General features: G+C 39.7%; 13 protein-coding genes, 1 tRNA gene and 1 rRNA gene. 6 read left to right on the top strand and 9 right to left on the bottom strand.

The annotated features are described in order from the left end of the window. Positions 1-49: 49 nt before the first annotated feature. The 3 genes from QQK00_RS18880 to QQK00_RS18870 all read right to left on the bottom strand — a co-directional run bounded on the left by QQK00_RS18880 (position 50) and on the right by QQK00_RS18870 (position 2,464). Positions 50-493: an SRPBCC family protein gene (locus tag QQK00_RS18880; RefSeq protein WP_284219249.1), complete on the bottom strand. Its 444-nt coding sequence runs from the start codon at positions 491-493 to the stop codon at positions 50-52. A 197-nt stretch (positions 494-690) separates the two neighbouring features. Beyond that, positions 691-1,041, bottom strand: coding sequence for a DUF3718 domain-containing protein (locus QQK00_RS18875; protein WP_284219248.1), 351 nt, complete (start codon positions 1,039-1,041; stop codon positions 691-693). A gap of 322 nt (positions 1,042-1,363) precedes the next feature. Continuing rightward, positions 1,364-2,464, bottom strand: a complete 1,101-nt coding sequence (locus QQK00_RS18870) for an HD domain-containing phosphohydrolase (protein WP_284219247.1) — start codon at positions 2,462-2,464, stop codon at positions 1,364-1,366. A gap of 261 nt (positions 2,465-2,725) precedes the next feature. Here QQK00_RS18870 and QQK00_RS18865 point away from each other — a divergent pair, with 261 nt between their 5' ends. Both QQK00_RS18865 and rraB read left to right on the top strand, forming a co-directional pair. Continuing rightward, positions 2,726-3,313: a 1-acylglycerol-3-phosphate O-acyltransferase gene (locus tag QQK00_RS18865; protein ID WP_284219246.1), complete on the top strand. Its 588-nt coding sequence runs from the start codon at positions 2,726-2,728 to the stop codon at positions 3,311-3,313. 21 nt (positions 3,314-3,334) lie between these two features. Continuing rightward, complete coding sequence (gene rraB, locus QQK00_RS18860) at positions 3,335-3,694, top strand: ribonuclease E inhibitor RraB (protein WP_284219245.1); 360 nt, start codon at positions 3,335-3,337, stop codon at positions 3,692-3,694. 110 nt (positions 3,695-3,804) lie between these two features. Here the strand turns inward: rraB and QQK00_RS18855 are convergent, their stop codons facing one another. From QQK00_RS18855 to pepA, 3 genes are read right to left on the bottom strand one after another with little or no spacing between them, the layout of a single operon-like run. Next, positions 3,805-6,576 (bottom strand): valine--tRNA ligase, encoded by a 2,772-nt coding sequence (locus tag QQK00_RS18855; protein ID WP_284219244.1) that lies wholly within the window; start codon positions 6,574-6,576, stop codon positions 3,805-3,807. Positions 6,577-6,592: 16 nt separating this feature from the next. After that, the gene (locus tag QQK00_RS18850; protein WP_284219243.1) at positions 6,593-7,051 is read right to left on the bottom strand and encodes a DNA polymerase III subunit chi; all 459 of its coding nucleotides are present in this window, start codon (positions 7,049-7,051) and stop codon (positions 6,593-6,595) included. A 3-nt stretch (positions 7,052-7,054) separates the two neighbouring features. Beyond that, the gene (gene pepA / locus QQK00_RS18845) at positions 7,055-8,560 is read right to left on the bottom strand and encodes a leucyl aminopeptidase (protein WP_284219242.1); all 1,506 of its coding nucleotides are present in this window, start codon (positions 8,558-8,560) and stop codon (positions 7,055-7,057) included. A gap of 227 nt (positions 8,561-8,787) precedes the next feature. Between pepA and lptF the strand changes: the two genes are divergently transcribed. Both lptF and lptG read left to right on the top strand, forming a co-directional pair. Continuing rightward, complete coding sequence (lptF, locus tag QQK00_RS18840; protein WP_284219241.1) at positions 8,788-9,885, top strand: LPS export ABC transporter permease LptF; 1,098 nt, start codon at positions 8,788-8,790, stop codon at positions 9,883-9,885. Next, complete coding sequence (gene lptG / locus QQK00_RS18835) at positions 9,878-10,939, top strand: LPS export ABC transporter permease LptG (protein ID WP_284219240.1); 1,062 nt, start codon at positions 9,878-9,880, stop codon at positions 10,937-10,939. The genes lptF and lptG overlap by 8 nt, the downstream gene beginning before the upstream one ends. 45 nt (positions 10,940-10,984) lie before the next feature. On the opposite strand, the gene QQK00_RS18830 is transcribed toward lptG, so the two are convergent. Beyond that, positions 10,985-11,494 (bottom strand): RDD family protein, encoded by a 510-nt coding sequence (locus tag QQK00_RS18830; RefSeq protein WP_284219239.1) that lies wholly within the window; start codon positions 11,492-11,494, stop codon positions 10,985-10,987. A gap of 217 nt (positions 11,495-11,711) precedes the next feature. Between QQK00_RS18830 and QQK00_RS18825 the strand changes: the two genes are divergently transcribed. After that, a tRNA-Leu gene (locus QQK00_RS18825) sits at positions 11,712-11,798 on the top strand. An 85-nt stretch (positions 11,799-11,883) separates the two neighbouring features. On the opposite strand, the gene QQK00_RS18820 is transcribed toward QQK00_RS18825, so the two are convergent. Then, entirely contained in the window at positions 11,884-13,674 is a 1,791-nt protein-coding gene (locus QQK00_RS18820; protein ID WP_284219238.1) for a GGDEF domain-containing protein, read from the bottom strand. A gap of 139 nt (positions 13,675-13,813) precedes the next feature. Between QQK00_RS18820 and QQK00_RS18815 the strand changes: the two genes are divergently transcribed. Beyond that, positions 13,814-14,143: a hypothetical protein gene (locus tag QQK00_RS18815; protein ID WP_284219237.1), complete on the top strand. Its 330-nt coding sequence runs from the start codon at positions 13,814-13,816 to the stop codon at positions 14,141-14,143. A gap of 128 nt (positions 14,144-14,271) precedes the next feature. Here the strand turns inward: QQK00_RS18815 and rrf are convergent. Then, positions 14,272-14,387 (bottom strand): 5S ribosomal RNA (rrf, locus tag QQK00_RS18810). Positions 14,388-14,610 lie beyond the last annotated feature (223 nt).

Here is a 14,610-nt window from a genome sequence, read left to right as displayed (position 1 = left end):
TAATCTTAGCTCGTTTTTTTGTTTATGGAATCAACCTTAAGCCACTAACTTAAGCGGACAAGGTCATTGATGGGTTTGGTAAAAAGCTACTCAATTTTTCTAAGCAGTCTAACCACGCATATTGTTGTTGTAACATATCATTGTGATATTTAAATCCATTTTGAGACAACTCAAATTTAGTATTTTGATTCTTTTGGGGTTCAAAACTAACGCTTACTTTAGTCATTTCGTGGGTATCTTCCCAACGCCACGTAAAACTCACGCGTTTATTCGTTTCGACTGTATTGTACATTCCTTCAACTGATTGCTGAAATCCGTCATCACTTTGCATTACCAATCTAAACTGCTCTCCTTCAGCGACTTCGCCCACATACCGACATACACTTAGTTTGCCAGGCGCCCACCATTTGGCAATTCTCTCAGGATCAGAAAATGCTTTATATACCTCCGAAATGGGGGCATTTAAGTTCCCTCTTAACGTGAATTTATACATCAATCAACTACTCCACAAATGTTGTGTCCCAATGAAGAGTTTATCGACCGAGGATCGTCAGAATAGAGATAAAAATTTAGACCTTTTATGATTGGAAATAACGAAGAAGGCAATTTAAGAAGAACTTGCTATACCATTTACATACCCATAGCAATGGTCAAGCTCTAGAGAGCAAGGCCATTGCCTACACTATATTACTATCCTTTCTGCTTTAACTTTTTCTGTGCTACTTTGGCAAGTAAATTTAATTGAGAATCTGAGAGTTCTGTACCGGCGCGTTTAGCTATGAACTCAGCATTTTTGGCTGCACCGTGTCGTATTGCAAAACTAATTGGGTCTTCGCCATTGCAAACTAGTTTTTCATTCAGCTTACGATAGCTAATGCCCAAGTCTCTAACTCGCTTAGATACTTTGAGTTTACTACCAGACTGAATTGCTTCACATACCTTAATCAATCTAGTCTCATTGTATTTAGACACAGCAGAAGCGTTACTAACAATGAAACAAGAACCAACAACTAACATGGCGACTTTAAATGACTTTTGCATGATATGCTCCTAATCAACTTGTAATTCCGCGCTTTGTCTTCACCTAGGCAATTTGCGGTAGGAAAAAAAGAGGCTCAATGAGCCTCCAATGCCAATGTCTAGGGAAAGACTATATAAGGCAAATAAAGTGTAGAGGATAGAAATTTAAATATCAGAGTTATGTGATAAAACGAAGTTTTTACGGGATAAACAACATTTTCATACCTAATTTACGACAGTAAACCGGTAATGCTTTACTGTATGAACTCAAAAAGCCGATATAAATTATCGGCTTTTGAAGGTGTTCAACGTTTGTCCGTTGCTTTGAGAAAAATCAGATGCGTTAGGTCAAATAACGTGTCATACCCTGATTAAATAAACGTAGCCAAGTGCCACTCAGTTGACCTCTATAATTTTTATTCAGTGCAATCACCGCATCTTTTGGTGAGAGTGGCTCCCCATTTTCTTGCGCTTGGTGAATCAAGTTGTCATAGCGGTCGAGAATACTCAGCAGTTTAGCACCTTCACACATTTGTTCGCCATCGATGCCTAAGGGATAACCACTGCCATCAACATTTTCATGGTGTTGCATTACTATCTTTCGAGCTTCGTCCCACTCATTTAGATGCTCAATCAAGCGAGTACTCTTATAAACATGAGAACGTAGTAAATTCGATTCCATCGCGCTTAAGCGCTCTTCCTTACAAACAATATCATGCGGCATGAATGCCAAACCAAAGTCATGTACATAGCACGCGACCGCGAGTTGAGCTTCATCAACAGGGGCTTCATGTAGACTGTTTATATAAAACGCCAGTATTGCCAATCTATCTCCCCTACCTTCCTTGTACCCGGATCGCTTCTCAATTGGTCGCATAACTTCCCTGAAAAAGAGAAGATCAACTTGTTTTTCTGGCGATAAATTTTTTGGAATACCGGTTTTAGCAAGTTGTACGGTATTTTCTTCCGGTTCATCCTCTTTATTTTGAAGGCGATTCAATGCCTTCAAAATTAAACGCTCATGGTCCTTATTATTTTTGTCATTAACTGCTTTAATGACTTCAATGGTTTCGTCTAGAGATTCTTTATCATACTCAACTTTTCCATCTCTAATACACTCCGTGACAAATTGAGTCACGCGGTCCATTAGACGCATAACCAAATCACTCAACACACTGGTATATTCTGTCTCGCCCTTTCGCAAAAGATCAAGTATGTCTTCTAAGTATTGAAGTACTTCAATCATTGGCGTAAAACCAACGAGACCAAGGTCGCCTTTAATCGTATGGACAGACCTAAACAAAGCACGTTGTAAGTCGTTGTCAGTAGGTGTTAACTCCAACTCAATGAGTGTTTGCTCGCTTGCTTCATACAGTTCAAGTATTTCTTCTTTTAGATCTTGCAATATATCTTCGTCAAGATCATCAGGGGTAAATAACGCCATATTACTTTCATTCTTATTTAAGACAACTGTGTAAGATATCGGCAAATTTAAATATTAATTTACACATATACTATGAGTTTTATCACCAGAAGGTATAATCACGCTATGTGAATATTTTTTGGATCTCAGGTGTTAGCAGTATTTCGTTTTTTGGTACTTTTTATTTATTTCATTATTATCAATACCGGTTTAGTGATTTTTTGTTTAATCCGGCCCATGCATATTAATAATGTTCATTGGGCAGGGCGCACGTATTCGACGATGTCGAAAATTATGGGCATTACGTTAATTGTTAGAACATCGCCCGAGTTAAAAAATGACGAATCTTATCTATACATTGCTAACCATCAAAATACATACGACTTAATTACTGTCAGCAGGTCAGCGAGACCTGGTGCAGTTACTATCGGGAAAAAAAGTTTAAAATGGGTGCCTATATTTGGTCTTATTTACTGGTTGTCAGGCAATATATTGATTGACCGAAAAGATTCATCGAGTGCAAGAGGCACTCTTGATGTAGCCAGTAAAAAAGTAAAAGAAAAAGGGCTTTCAATTTATATGTTCCCTGAAGGCACTCGTAGCAGGGGCAAAGGCATACTTCCATTTAAAACAGGGGCATTTCGTTTAGCAAGAGCAACAAATCAACGAATAGTACCGATTTGCTGCAGTGATTTGAGCGATATTAGATTCAATCGCTGGAATAATGGTACGGTGCTAGTTGATATTATGCCGCCAGAACCTTCGGATACTGACGAAAGCGCAAAAGAAATAGCCAAACGCTTTGAAAACATGTACAAAGAAAAGCTTGCTGCACTCACCGACGAAGCCAAGCGGGCAAGTAAAGCCTAACTGTTAACAGGAAATAAATACGTGGATAATGAAGAATTGCTCGAATGGCATGAATTTAACGAAGAAACCATTGAAGCACTGATGGAAGATGGCACCGACCATTCAAAACCTCATGTTATTGAGCATCACTTTGCCTGCAATAATTTTGATAAACTTGAAAAAGCCGCGGTTGATACCTTTAAGGCCGGTTTCGAAGTCTCAGACGCTGAAGAATTAGTGTTAGATGATGGCGGTATAGTGTTTTGCTACGATGCTGTCACTGAGAAAGAGCTTAACCTTGAGGCATTCAACAAAGATACCGACGCACTCGTCAAAATCGCACAAAAACATGGCGTTCATTATGATGGTTGGGGCACGTACTTTATCGAAAAGCCAAATTAAGCTTTGGTAAACATTTAGGTGAATACACATTGTATTTGAAAGAAAATTTGTAAAAAAGCGGCTTAATTTATAGTAACAAAGCCGCTTTTTTTCGTGTATTTCAAAAGCGTCTATAACGCATTTATTGCTATCTTCTGCTCTTTTACCTTTGCCAATTGCATCTGGGCATCCGCCAATTTGGCTTTCTCTTTATCAATGACAGCAGGAGGCGCTTTACTAACGAAGTTTTCGTTGTTTAATTTGCCTTGTGTTCTAAGCACATCTTTTTCTAGCTTATCTTCCGCTTTTGTTAGGCGAGCCAATTCAGCATCCTTGTCGATTAGACCAGCCATAGGAATAAGTATTTCCATTTCCCCTACTAAGGCGGTAGCCGAAGCCGGCGCTTCCTCTCCTTTACTTAGTACTTGAATGGAGTCAAGCTTAGCTAGACTCAACAAATAGTCAGTAGTGCTTGCTAGTCGAATCTCATCTGCTCCAGAAAGATTTTGCAAAAGTACGTCCAGCTTTTTAGACGGCGCAATATCCATTTCACCACGAATGTTGCGAATACCGACAATAAAAGATTTTACCCATTCAATATCAGCTTCCGCTTGATTGTCTTTAAGTGCCTCGGATGATTCTGGGAATGGCGCCAACATAATACTAATTACATCACTTTTTTGAGTAGATAGTGGTGCAATCTTCTGCCATATTTCATCTGTAATATATGGCATAAATGGATGTAATAAACGCATCATATGCTCTAGCACATTAATTAACGTGTGGCGCGTACCGCGCTTAGCCGATTCACTCGACGTATCAGAGTTTAATATTGGTTTACTTAGCTCTAGATACCAATCACAAAACTGATTCCATGTGAATTCATAGAGACTCTGTGCGGCCAAATCAAACCGATAATCACTAATATGCTGTTCAAATGCGTTCAAAGTATCTTGAAAACGAGACCATATCCATCTGTCGAAAACGCTAAGCGTTAGTTCACCACCTTGCTTGCCTGTGTCAAATTCTTCTGTATTCATTAGCACAAACCGGGTCGCATTCCATATTTTATTGCAAAAATTTCGATAACCCTCCACTCGGCTCATATCGAAATTGATATCTCTACTTGTGGACGCTAAGGACGCAAAAGTGAATCTCAATGCATCTGTACCATAGGACGCTATTCCATCAGGGAATTGTTTTCTGGTCGCTTTTTCTACTTTTTTAGCTAGTTGAGGCTGCATCATTCCTGATGTACGTTTACTAACTAATGCTTCCAATTCAATCCCATCAATTAAATCGATCGGGTCAAGAACGTTACCTTTCGATTTGGACATTTTATCGCCATTTTCGTCACGAATAAGGCCTGTAATATAAATATCTTTGAAAGGAATGTTGCCGGTGAACTTTTTAGTCATCATTATCATTCTAGCTACCCAGAAGAAAATAATGTCAAACCCTGTCACCAGCACTGAACTAGGCACAAACGTTTCAAGCTCTGGTGTTTTATCCGGCCAGCCCATAGTAGCAAATGGCCATAAGGCAGAAGAAAACCAAGTATCAAGTACGTCGTTGTCTTGTTTGAGCAAGATGTCAGGTGCTAGTCCATGCTTTTCTCTAATTGCCGATTCATTCTCACCGACATATACTTCTCCATTTTCGTCATACCAGGCGGGAATGCGATGTCCCCACCATAATTGACGAGAAATACACCAATCCTGAATATTGTGCATCCATTGGTAATAGGTTTTATTCCAATTTTCAGGCACGAAACGGATTTCACCGGATTCCACCGCCTCAATCGCCGGCTTTGCTAAAGACTCAACTGCGACATACCACTGATCAGTTAAGTATGGTTCTATCACTACACCGCTTCTATCACCGCGTGGTACTTTAAGTTTATGCGGTTTAATTTGTACCAATAATCCTTTAGTGTCGAGCGCTTCTACAACCCTTTTTCGTGCTTCAAAACGCTCTAAACCACGATATGCTTCTGGTACATTCTCGTTCAAGCAAGCTGTATCGGTAAAAAGATTTATCATAGGCAGTTGGTGACGTTTACCCATCTCATAATCATTGAAATCATGCGCGGGTGTAATTTTCACACAACCTGTACCAAACTCAGGATCCACATAATCGTCTGCAATGATTGGGATCTCTCGTTCGGTTATTGGAAGCTTGACCATTTTTCCAACAAGATGCTTGTAGCGTTCATCGTCAGGATGAACAGCAACCGCAGTATCACCAAGCATCGTTTCAGGGCGAGTGGTGGCAACCACTAATTCACCAGACCCGTCAGCTAATGGATAGCGCATATGCCACATATGCCCATCTTCTTCTTCGCTAATCACTTCGAGATCAGATACGGCCGTTAATAAAGCGGGATCCCAATTAACTAGACGCTTACCACGATAAATAAGCCCCTCGTCAAATAGTTGAATGAATACTTCTTGCACGGCTTTCGACAAGTTGGGATCCATGGTGAAAACTTCACGTTCCCAATCAGGCGATGTGCCTAATCTGCGCATTTGTTGGGTAATATTGCCACCAGACTCTTCTTTCCAGTCCCAAATACGCTCAATAAACTTTTCACGCCCTAGGTCATGCCTAGTTTTATCTTCTGCATTGAGCTGTCGCTCTACAACCATTTGAGTAGCAATTCCAGCATGGTCAGTACCACACTGCCAAAGCGTATTATCCCCTTTCATTCTTCGATAACGAACAAGCGCATCCATCACGGTATGCTGAAAAGCATGCCCCATATGTAAACTGCCGGTAACATTCGGAGGTGGCAACAAAATACAATATGGCTCACCATACCCACTTGCACGAAACATCCCATTTGATTCCCAATGCGCGTAACACGCTTTTTCAATTTGGCTGGGATTGAAGGTCTTTTCCATTAACTACATCTCTTACTTAATTAGATTTTGCTTTGTTAAACGACATGTTGCATTGTGCATTTTTATAATTTGCATAACGCGCCCTAGCGTTGGCTTTTTCTGTCGTATCACTTGGCACAAAATCATGTATACATTCAATTTGATGGAAGTTTTCAATCATTTCCATCGACATATTCACTATTAATCTGCGATTTCTAATTTTTCCCCCGGAAGACAACGCTTGTTGCCATATTATTTCTACAGGTACCGGTTTATCATCGCCTTCACCATATAGCGCATGAGGAATGAATCTGTCTGCCGGGTTTTGCCACAGTAATTCATCAACAGCTTCAGCTTGTGCTTTATCAGCACAAACTACAGTAGTATATCTTTTGGCATCGAAACCTTGTTCAATAAGCGCTATCGCCAACGATAAAATTGCGGCAGCATCATCAACAGAGGCATCTAATTCGTGAAAAATAACCTGTGAGGGCATATATTAATCTTCTGTAGCGGCCATTGACTTATTCATTAGATATTGAGTGAGCATTGGAACAGGCCTCCCGGTAGCCCCCTTATTAGCTCCACTCACCCAAGCGGTACCAGCGATATCTAAATGTGCCCAATTGTACTTCTTAGTGAAACGTGACAAAAAACACGCAGCAGTAATTGTACCTGCAGGTCTGCCACCTATATTTGCCATATCAGCAAAAGGACTTTCGATTTGCTCTTGATAATCATCCCATAACGGTAAACGCCATGCTCTATCAGAACTTTGTTCTGATGCATTGACAATATCGTGCGCAAGTGGATTATGGCTACTAAGAACCGCCGTTGCATGTTTACCTAAGGCTATTACACAAGCGCCAGTAAGTGTCGCAACGTCAATCACTGTATCGGGCTTATATTTTTCTACAAAGGTCAAAGCATCACATAGCACTAGTCGACCTTCAGCATCAGTATTTAATACTTCCACGGTTTGCCCAGACATTGTCGTTAAAATATCACCAGGACGATAAGCCTTTCCGTCAGGCATATTTTCACAACCGGCAAGAACCCCAATAACATTGATGGGTATATTTAGTGCGGCAATCGCGTGCATTACACCCAAGACGCCTGCTGCGCCACCCATATCATATTTCATCTCGTCCATGGCGTCGCTAGGCTTAATCGAAATACCACCAGAATCAAAGGTTAATCCTTTACCAACTAACACAACTGGTGCTTGACTAGAGAGGCCACCAGTATGATGAATAACACTCATCATGGATTCATTTTCGGAGCCTCGGCCAACCGCCAAATAACTGTTCATCCCTAGCTCAGTCATTTTTTCCTCGTTGACTGTTTCAAGCGAAAGACTGTCAAATTCGCTAACTAACTCTGAAGCTAACTTATTTAGATATTGTGGATTACAAATATTTGGCGGCATATTCGCCACATCTTTACAGGCTTTAACACCTCGGCTTATCGCTTGAGCGTGCTCAATCGCCTTCTCGCCTACAGTGAGTTCTTTACGTGTCGGTACATTAAAAATCATCTTACGTAACGGTCGACGCGGTTCACCCTTCTTTGTCTTAAGCTGCAAAAAGGTATAAACGGACTCATTTGCAGCTTCGACAGCTTGCCTTACTTTCCAATAAGTATCACGCCCTTTAACATGCAACTCAGTCAAAAAATTTACTGCCTCCATAGAACCCGTTTCATTCAGGGTTTTTATGGTTTTGGCTACGATTTGTTTGTATTGTCTCTCATTAAGCTCACGCTCTTTGCCACAACCAACGAGTAATACTCGCTCACTCAAGACATTGGGAATATGATGTAATAGCAACATTTGGCCTGCTTTACCTTCAAGATCACCGCGACGGATAAGATTACTAATATATCCATCGCTCACAAGATCAAGCTGCTCAGCTACCGGAGTTAACCGTCTAGGTTCAAACACACCTACAACAATACAAGCGCTACGTTGTTTTTCTGGACTGCCGCTTTTTACTCCAAATTCCATGCTATCCCCTTTATTGGATGAAGTGGTTTCATTTATTATTTTTATCTACGTAAGAACAATTGCTCGGAGCTAGGGCCAAAACTATGTATAACAGTTGGATACCTTTATGCTAAACTTTGTGGAATATAGCGTGCTCACATACATAAGTGCTAAAAATGCTAAGTTTAACGCAATATGTGCGCCTTGCCACCAAAAAACCCATTTTTGTGGAAAAGAAAAAAATTTAAATGTTGATTTTTAAGTATCTATTGCGTGAAACCTTCAAATCGCAAATCGCCGTATTTTTCATTTTGATGTCTATTTTTATCACCCTTCGCTTCGTGCGTATATTGGGAGATGCTACAGACGGAAATGTCCCGGCAGATTTAGTGCTTGGCTTTATTACCTTGTATTCGCCAGTATTAGCTAGTCTAGTGCTGCCTATAAGCCTCTTTCTAGGTGTAATGTTAGCCCATGGCAGAATGTACGTTGAAAGTGAAATTACTGTTTTAAAAGCATGTGGTGTCAGCGAGTGGTATATCACTCGGGTTACCTTAGTTTTTTCATTGCTAATCGCTATCGCGACCGCTAGTGTCACCCTTTATCTTTCTCCTCTAGCATTAGAAAAAGAGTACCAATTAAAAGAAGACGCCGCAGCTAAATCAGGTATAGCAGCACTTATCCCTGGTCGTTTTCAAGAAACCGGGGACAATAATGCCGTTATTTTTGCGCATGAAGTCAGTAACGGCGAACTTAAAAAAGTATTTCTATCTCAACAAAGAAAAGACTCAGATGAACATCAGATTATATACTCTCAAAAGGGCAACATAGAAGAAGGCCCATCCGGCGAACAAAAATTAGTGCTGTCAGCTGGAACGCAATATCAAGGTGGTATGCATGAAAGTGACTATCACATTGTCAATTTCGACGAGTATTCAATTGTCGTGACCGAAGGTGAAAACGAGCAACAACGCAAAAAATTATCAGCAATAAGTACTTCTGAGCTATGGCAAATTGATGGCATAGAAGCCTCTGCCGAATTTCAGTGGCGATTAGCTATTCCATTAAGCCTGCCTTTATTGGTAATGATTGCCGTGCCTATGTCTGCAGTAGATCCGAGACAAGGGCGCTTTGGGAAAATGCTGCCTGCATTACTACTATACTTAGGTTACTTCTTACTTTTACTGGCATCACGCCGCTTAATGGAGGATGGTAAGATACCGTCAGTCATTGGTTTGTGGTGGGTTCACTTAGTAATGCTCTTGGTAGGGATTGGTTTAATTGCAAGAGATCGAAAAACTGGGGCATATATTAGACGGCTATTTTTAAGGAGACACGATGCTTAAAATTCTCGACATATATATTGCCAGAACCCTATTGAGTACGACTACGATTACACTCTCGGTACTAATCGGATTAAGCGCATTAATAAAATTTGTTGAACAGCTTAGGCGTGTTGGACAAGGAGACTACGACATGACGGTAGCCGCGCTCTATGTTCTATTGAGCCTACCTCGTGAAATCGAATTATTTCTACCAATGGCTACACTACTGGGTGCACTTATCGGAATGGGAATATTGGCGCAAAGTAGTGAATTGGTAGTTATGCAATCCGCCGGAATGAGTAGATCACAAATTACGGTGTCGGCCACAAAATCTATCGTAGTCATCATTATTGCAATAATGGCAATCGGCGAATATGTGACGCCTCAAAGTGAGAGCAAAGCCAAAGAAATTCGAACGCAGGCCTTATCTGGCGGCAGTATACTGTCATCTGACAGCGTCACCTGGGCAAAAGACGGGAATAATTTTGTCAGTATTTCTGATGTCATTGACCAAAACAATCTACAAAACATAAAAATATATGTCTTTAACGACGACTTAACAATTGAAGAAATTCTAGCAGCCAAACATGCGAAATACGTTGAAACTGGTTGGATGTTAAGCGAACTCACTTCACTTAATTTTGGTCAAAATAAAATAAATACGCAACAAACAGGCAGTTTTTTATGGCTGAGTAGTCTTACACCCGACCGGCTTGGCATAGAGGCAGTAAAACCCGAAGCACTATCAATACAAGGGCTGTTTGAATATGTTTCCTATTTGGAAAATAATCAACAAGACTCTTCACGCTATGAGCTAGCCTTTTGGCGAAAGGTAACACAACCCGTTTCAGTTATCGTAATGTTATTACTAGCAATGTCATTTATTTTCGGCCCTTTGAGGAGCGTGACCATGGGCGCACGAATAATAATGGGAGTACTTGCCGGCTTCTCTTTTTTCATCAGCAATGAGGTATTTGGTCAGGTAAGTTTAGTATTTCAGCTACCACCGCTACTAGGTGCGATATTGCCAAGCGTAGTATTTGCAGGCGTCGCAGGTTACCTATTGAAAAGGTAAGGTAATTGTTAGCGTCATTAATAGGCAAATGAAGTACTATTAATACTATCTCCAACTTTTATGATGATTTTCGTCCTTACTTAACAGTAGCATCTCGGTACCTACAATTCGGTCTTGCAAGGATTGTTTATTCTTAAAATCAAACAGCACTAATAGGGTCCCTAAACCACAAAGCGACGCAACCAAGCGGATAAATAAGCGACCATAGCCCATATGTTGATTTTCATCCAGTGTGTAGATACGAAGACGCCACGCTCTCATGCCGAGTGTTTGGCCACCATTCTTCCAAAACCATAGGAAAAAAACTGAGACCCAAAGTAACACCCAGCCTTGCACAACTATTTTATATAATAATGATTGTTGGAGAAATTCATTGGCATGTTGATAACCATGATTAGCAATAATGTTTTGTTCAAACAGTACAACTAAAAATGTCACTATTACCAAACCAGAAAGCATCGCTATCGCTACCGCAATTAAGCAGTCATATATCATTGCCGCTAACCGTCTAAAAAAGCCTGCGCGTTGAGCGATATTATTGGAAGAAGTACTCATAGTAATGCATATTCAATGTCTTTTTTTTTAGTATATCAGAATGTACAAGCTAGAACTTTTTCTTAAAACATTATCGTGTAGCTTTTGCTCAGACCTTACTTAATTGTTGATATTTAAATCAATTTGCTAATTAATTTCATAATTTGACAAAAACTACTTGAACCGAAGTAATATCTCTTTATAATTCTGCCCACTTTGCAAAAGCATGGTTACCAAAGCCAGAGTGGCGGAATTGGTAGACGCAGTGGATTCAAAATCCACCGCCCGCAAGGGTGTGCCGGTTCAAGTCCGGCCTCTGGTACCATTTTTTGTAAGGTTTAATCTTTGCCCATAGTCAGATATCAGCATGCGTCAGTTAAACTATTTGACCTAATCTCTCTTCATCTAATTTAAGCAATTGGTTTTACATTCAAAGATGAAACCATATCATCTAAAATCGACTTAACATCTTCGAATTTTTCACTGGTAATAAATATACTCATACTAGATTGTAAGTTTGCGTCTATTCCATGTTGCCCGCCAAGGAAAGTCCTTTCCAAGGCTTTTCTAACACGCTCTAAAAATGACTTAGCCGTCGCTTCCTCTATATCTGTTAAGCAAACTAAAAACTGTTCTGGTGATAGTCTGCCTAAAATATCGTGAGAACGCGTGACAGTAGCTAAAGTCTGTGCAACTTCTCTGAGGATCAAATCTCCCTTACTTGCGCCTATTAATCGGTTTAAATCTCTAAAGTTAGCTAGATCGAAAATAGCTAAAGCATGGACTTTAGACTGACTTGGCGCATGCAGCTTTGCAGTCTTGTTAATAACCGCTTCTGGGCTAAATAAACCAGTAATTGGATCTATTTCCAATTGTCTTTTTGCTCTTTGTTTTGCCCAGAAATAGATTGCAAATGGAATAACTACAACTAACATTACAAATAAATAACTAAAGTATCGAACAACCTTACTTTCTAACTCAACTTTTGATTCCAATTCCTCAATCTTCGTATATAAATCAGCTATGTTTAAAGACTTTGCAATTCTGTTAGATTTTGCTTTTAGTATCTTTTCAATTCTAATATGTTTCTCAACTGCTTCACGTGCCGCATCAATTTCATTAAGGAAAAATAACGCTCTAATTTTGAAAGTCACCCATTCGACGCTATTGCTGTTATTCATGACATCTCTGCTAGCTTTATACTCTGGATCAGAAAAGAAGTTTTTTACACACTCTGTATTATTGTCATGTATACACAAGACTGTTTCATACCACCCGAAATACATATTCCATACTTTGTTGGTTATTTCAGGGTCAACCAGTCGCCATTTAGCTATTATTTCTCGTAACTCATCGTACTTTTTTTGTCGAGTATACATACGACTCTTTTGCATTAGGTAAATAAAATTAGTAAAGCCAGTATTTACATCTTTATTTATTTCCTCATATTCTAAAAAAAGCGCTTCAACTCGGTCAAACTCTTCTATCGTAATTAAGGCCGTTAGAGCACTTGTTAACAACGATAAACGATTACTACCTTTGTATATGTCACCTGCCAGCTTGTGAGCCTTTAAATATTGCTCCGCAGCCAAAAAATCTAGTCTATGACGGCTATAAATAAGGCCTAGGTTATTGTATATGTGTGCCAATAGGCCCCGGTCATTTCCTTTACTATTCTCGTCTAACAACGAATATATCTGAGACAATTGTTGCTGAAGTGAAAAATTCTCGCATTCAGTGACATAACCTGAACTAGCACTTACATTCACATCATTAAACTTGTCTTCAGATAACTTAATCGCGCGGTTATATATTTTGCAACGCTCATGATCATTGTGTAGATCCTTAACGAAACCTAATAAATATACTGCTTCTGCAAAATACGCCGAAGTCTTATCAATATTTGGTAACGCAATAATATCCGCCAATTCATCTTCAGCTTCTTTTGTTTTCCCGATACAAATTTCATGTTGCGTCCTTTCAATGGTTAAAAGAATGTTTTGCTCTTCACTTAGTTCATTCGATGTTAAATATTCAAGCAACTTCGGTATAAGCTTGGGTTCAGGGCAATCATATGTAGGAGCACTCACATCCTCGATAAATTGTTCTATTTCCTCACGAGCCGCGACTTCTAAGCTTATTGAGGAAGATATGAAAAAGAGTGTAACGATGGACGTAATATTGGATTTTGAATACTTCATAGATTACTGTAGCTGCCAAAGATATATGTATCTTCGTTTGTTGTGTTTATAGTCTAAGTTTTTACTTTTAAACATACAACTACTATATAGCCATATACTAGTCCAACACAAATTGTTCATTAAATATGGGCTTTAGATTATGTCACACGCGCAGATAGTTGCCACAATACTAGTTGCAGTATTTACCCATACTACACTTGCAGAAAGACCAACAGTATATGAAGACTTTGAAGGTTTCAGCTATAGCTGGTCATATCAATTAAATCCTAGTGGTATTATTATCATAAACGAGCCGACCAACAATAGGAATAGAGTAGCATTAATTAGTTTGATAGGTGATGACGCTTTTAATTGGAAGGGTAATCCACTACTAAATCGCAGTGAGCTACAATTTATGTTAAAAACTACAAAACGTGATTCTTTGGTTAAAATGCTACTTGATGACATTTTAGTAGAAAGTATTAAGTAACTCTTACACGACAAACTTTGTGATATGAAAAGTTTGCAATACAGTGTCACTTTATCATACTCATAAAACGCAGGCATAAAAAAACCCGCAGCACGTGCGGGTTTCTGTCTCTTCTCAGAGAATTAGGAGTCTGGCGATGTGCTACTCTCACATGGGGAATCCCCACACTACCATCGCCGCTAATACGTTTCACTACTGAGTTCGAGATGGGATCAGGTGGGACCGTATCGCTATGGTCGCCAGACATAAACTGGTATGTCTTTAACTATTCAGAAAGCTGGTAATCAATACATCCAACAGAGTCACAACTCTATCGTCTTTAATATCTTCGTTAGCATGTCATTACACACTTCACCTTCTTCAACCTCCCCCTTTAGCGAGGGCATAATGTGTCAGTCGAATTCACTTCGACGTTTACGCACATTATCACGACCACTTGCAACGCAAGTGCTTGTAGGTAAAAAACA

It is taken from the genome of Agaribacter marinus (assembly GCF_030160655.1).
GTDB classification, from domain to species: domain Bacteria; phylum Pseudomonadota; class Gammaproteobacteria; order Enterobacterales; family Alteromonadaceae; genus Glaciecola; species Glaciecola marina.
Note: the sequence above shows the minus strand (reverse complement) of the source record. Positions and strands in the feature narration are given on the sequence as shown.

What these genes read in the sequence shown, in the direction of transcription:
- QQK00_RS18880 (WP_284219249.1), bottom strand. Translation starts at nt 493, where the DNA reads ATGTATAAATTCACGTTAAGAGGGAACTTAAATGCCCCCATTTCGGAG.
- QQK00_RS18875 (WP_284219248.1), bottom strand. Translation starts at nt 1,041, where the DNA reads ATGCAAAAGTCATTTAAAGTCGCCATGTTAGTTGTTGGTTCTTGTTTC.
- QQK00_RS18870 (WP_284219247.1), bottom strand. Translation starts at nt 2,464, where the DNA reads ATGGCGTTATTTACCCCTGATGATCTTGACGAAGATATATTGCAAGAT.
- QQK00_RS18865 (WP_284219246.1), top strand. Translation starts at nt 2,726, where the DNA reads ATGTCGAAAATTATGGGCATTACGTTAATTGTTAGAACATCGCCCGAG.
- QQK00_RS18855 (WP_284219244.1), bottom strand. Translation starts at nt 6,576, where the DNA reads ATGGAAAAGACCTTCAATCCCAGCCAAATTGAAAAAGCGTGTTACGCG.
- QQK00_RS18850 (WP_284219243.1), bottom strand. Translation starts at nt 7,051, where the DNA reads ATGCCCTCACAGGTTATTTTTCACGAATTAGATGCCTCTGTTGATGAT.
- pepA (WP_284219242.1), bottom strand. Translation starts at nt 8,560, where the DNA reads ATGGAATTTGGAGTAAAAAGCGGCAGTCCAGAAAAACAACGTAGCGCT.
- lptF (WP_284219241.1), top strand. Translation starts at nt 8,788, where the DNA reads ATGTTGATTTTTAAGTATCTATTGCGTGAAACCTTCAAATCGCAAATC.
- lptG (WP_284219240.1), top strand. Translation starts at nt 9,878, where the DNA reads ATGCTTAAAATTCTCGACATATATATTGCCAGAACCCTATTGAGTACG.
- QQK00_RS18830 (WP_284219239.1), bottom strand. Translation starts at nt 11,494, where the DNA reads ATGAGTACTTCTTCCAATAATATCGCTCAACGCGCAGGCTTTTTTAGA.
- QQK00_RS18820 (WP_284219238.1), bottom strand. Translation starts at nt 13,674, where the DNA reads ATGAAGTATTCAAAATCCAATATTACGTCCATCGTTACACTCTTTTTC.
- QQK00_RS18815 (WP_284219237.1), top strand. Translation starts at nt 13,814, where the DNA reads ATGTCACACGCGCAGATAGTTGCCACAATACTAGTTGCAGTATTTACC.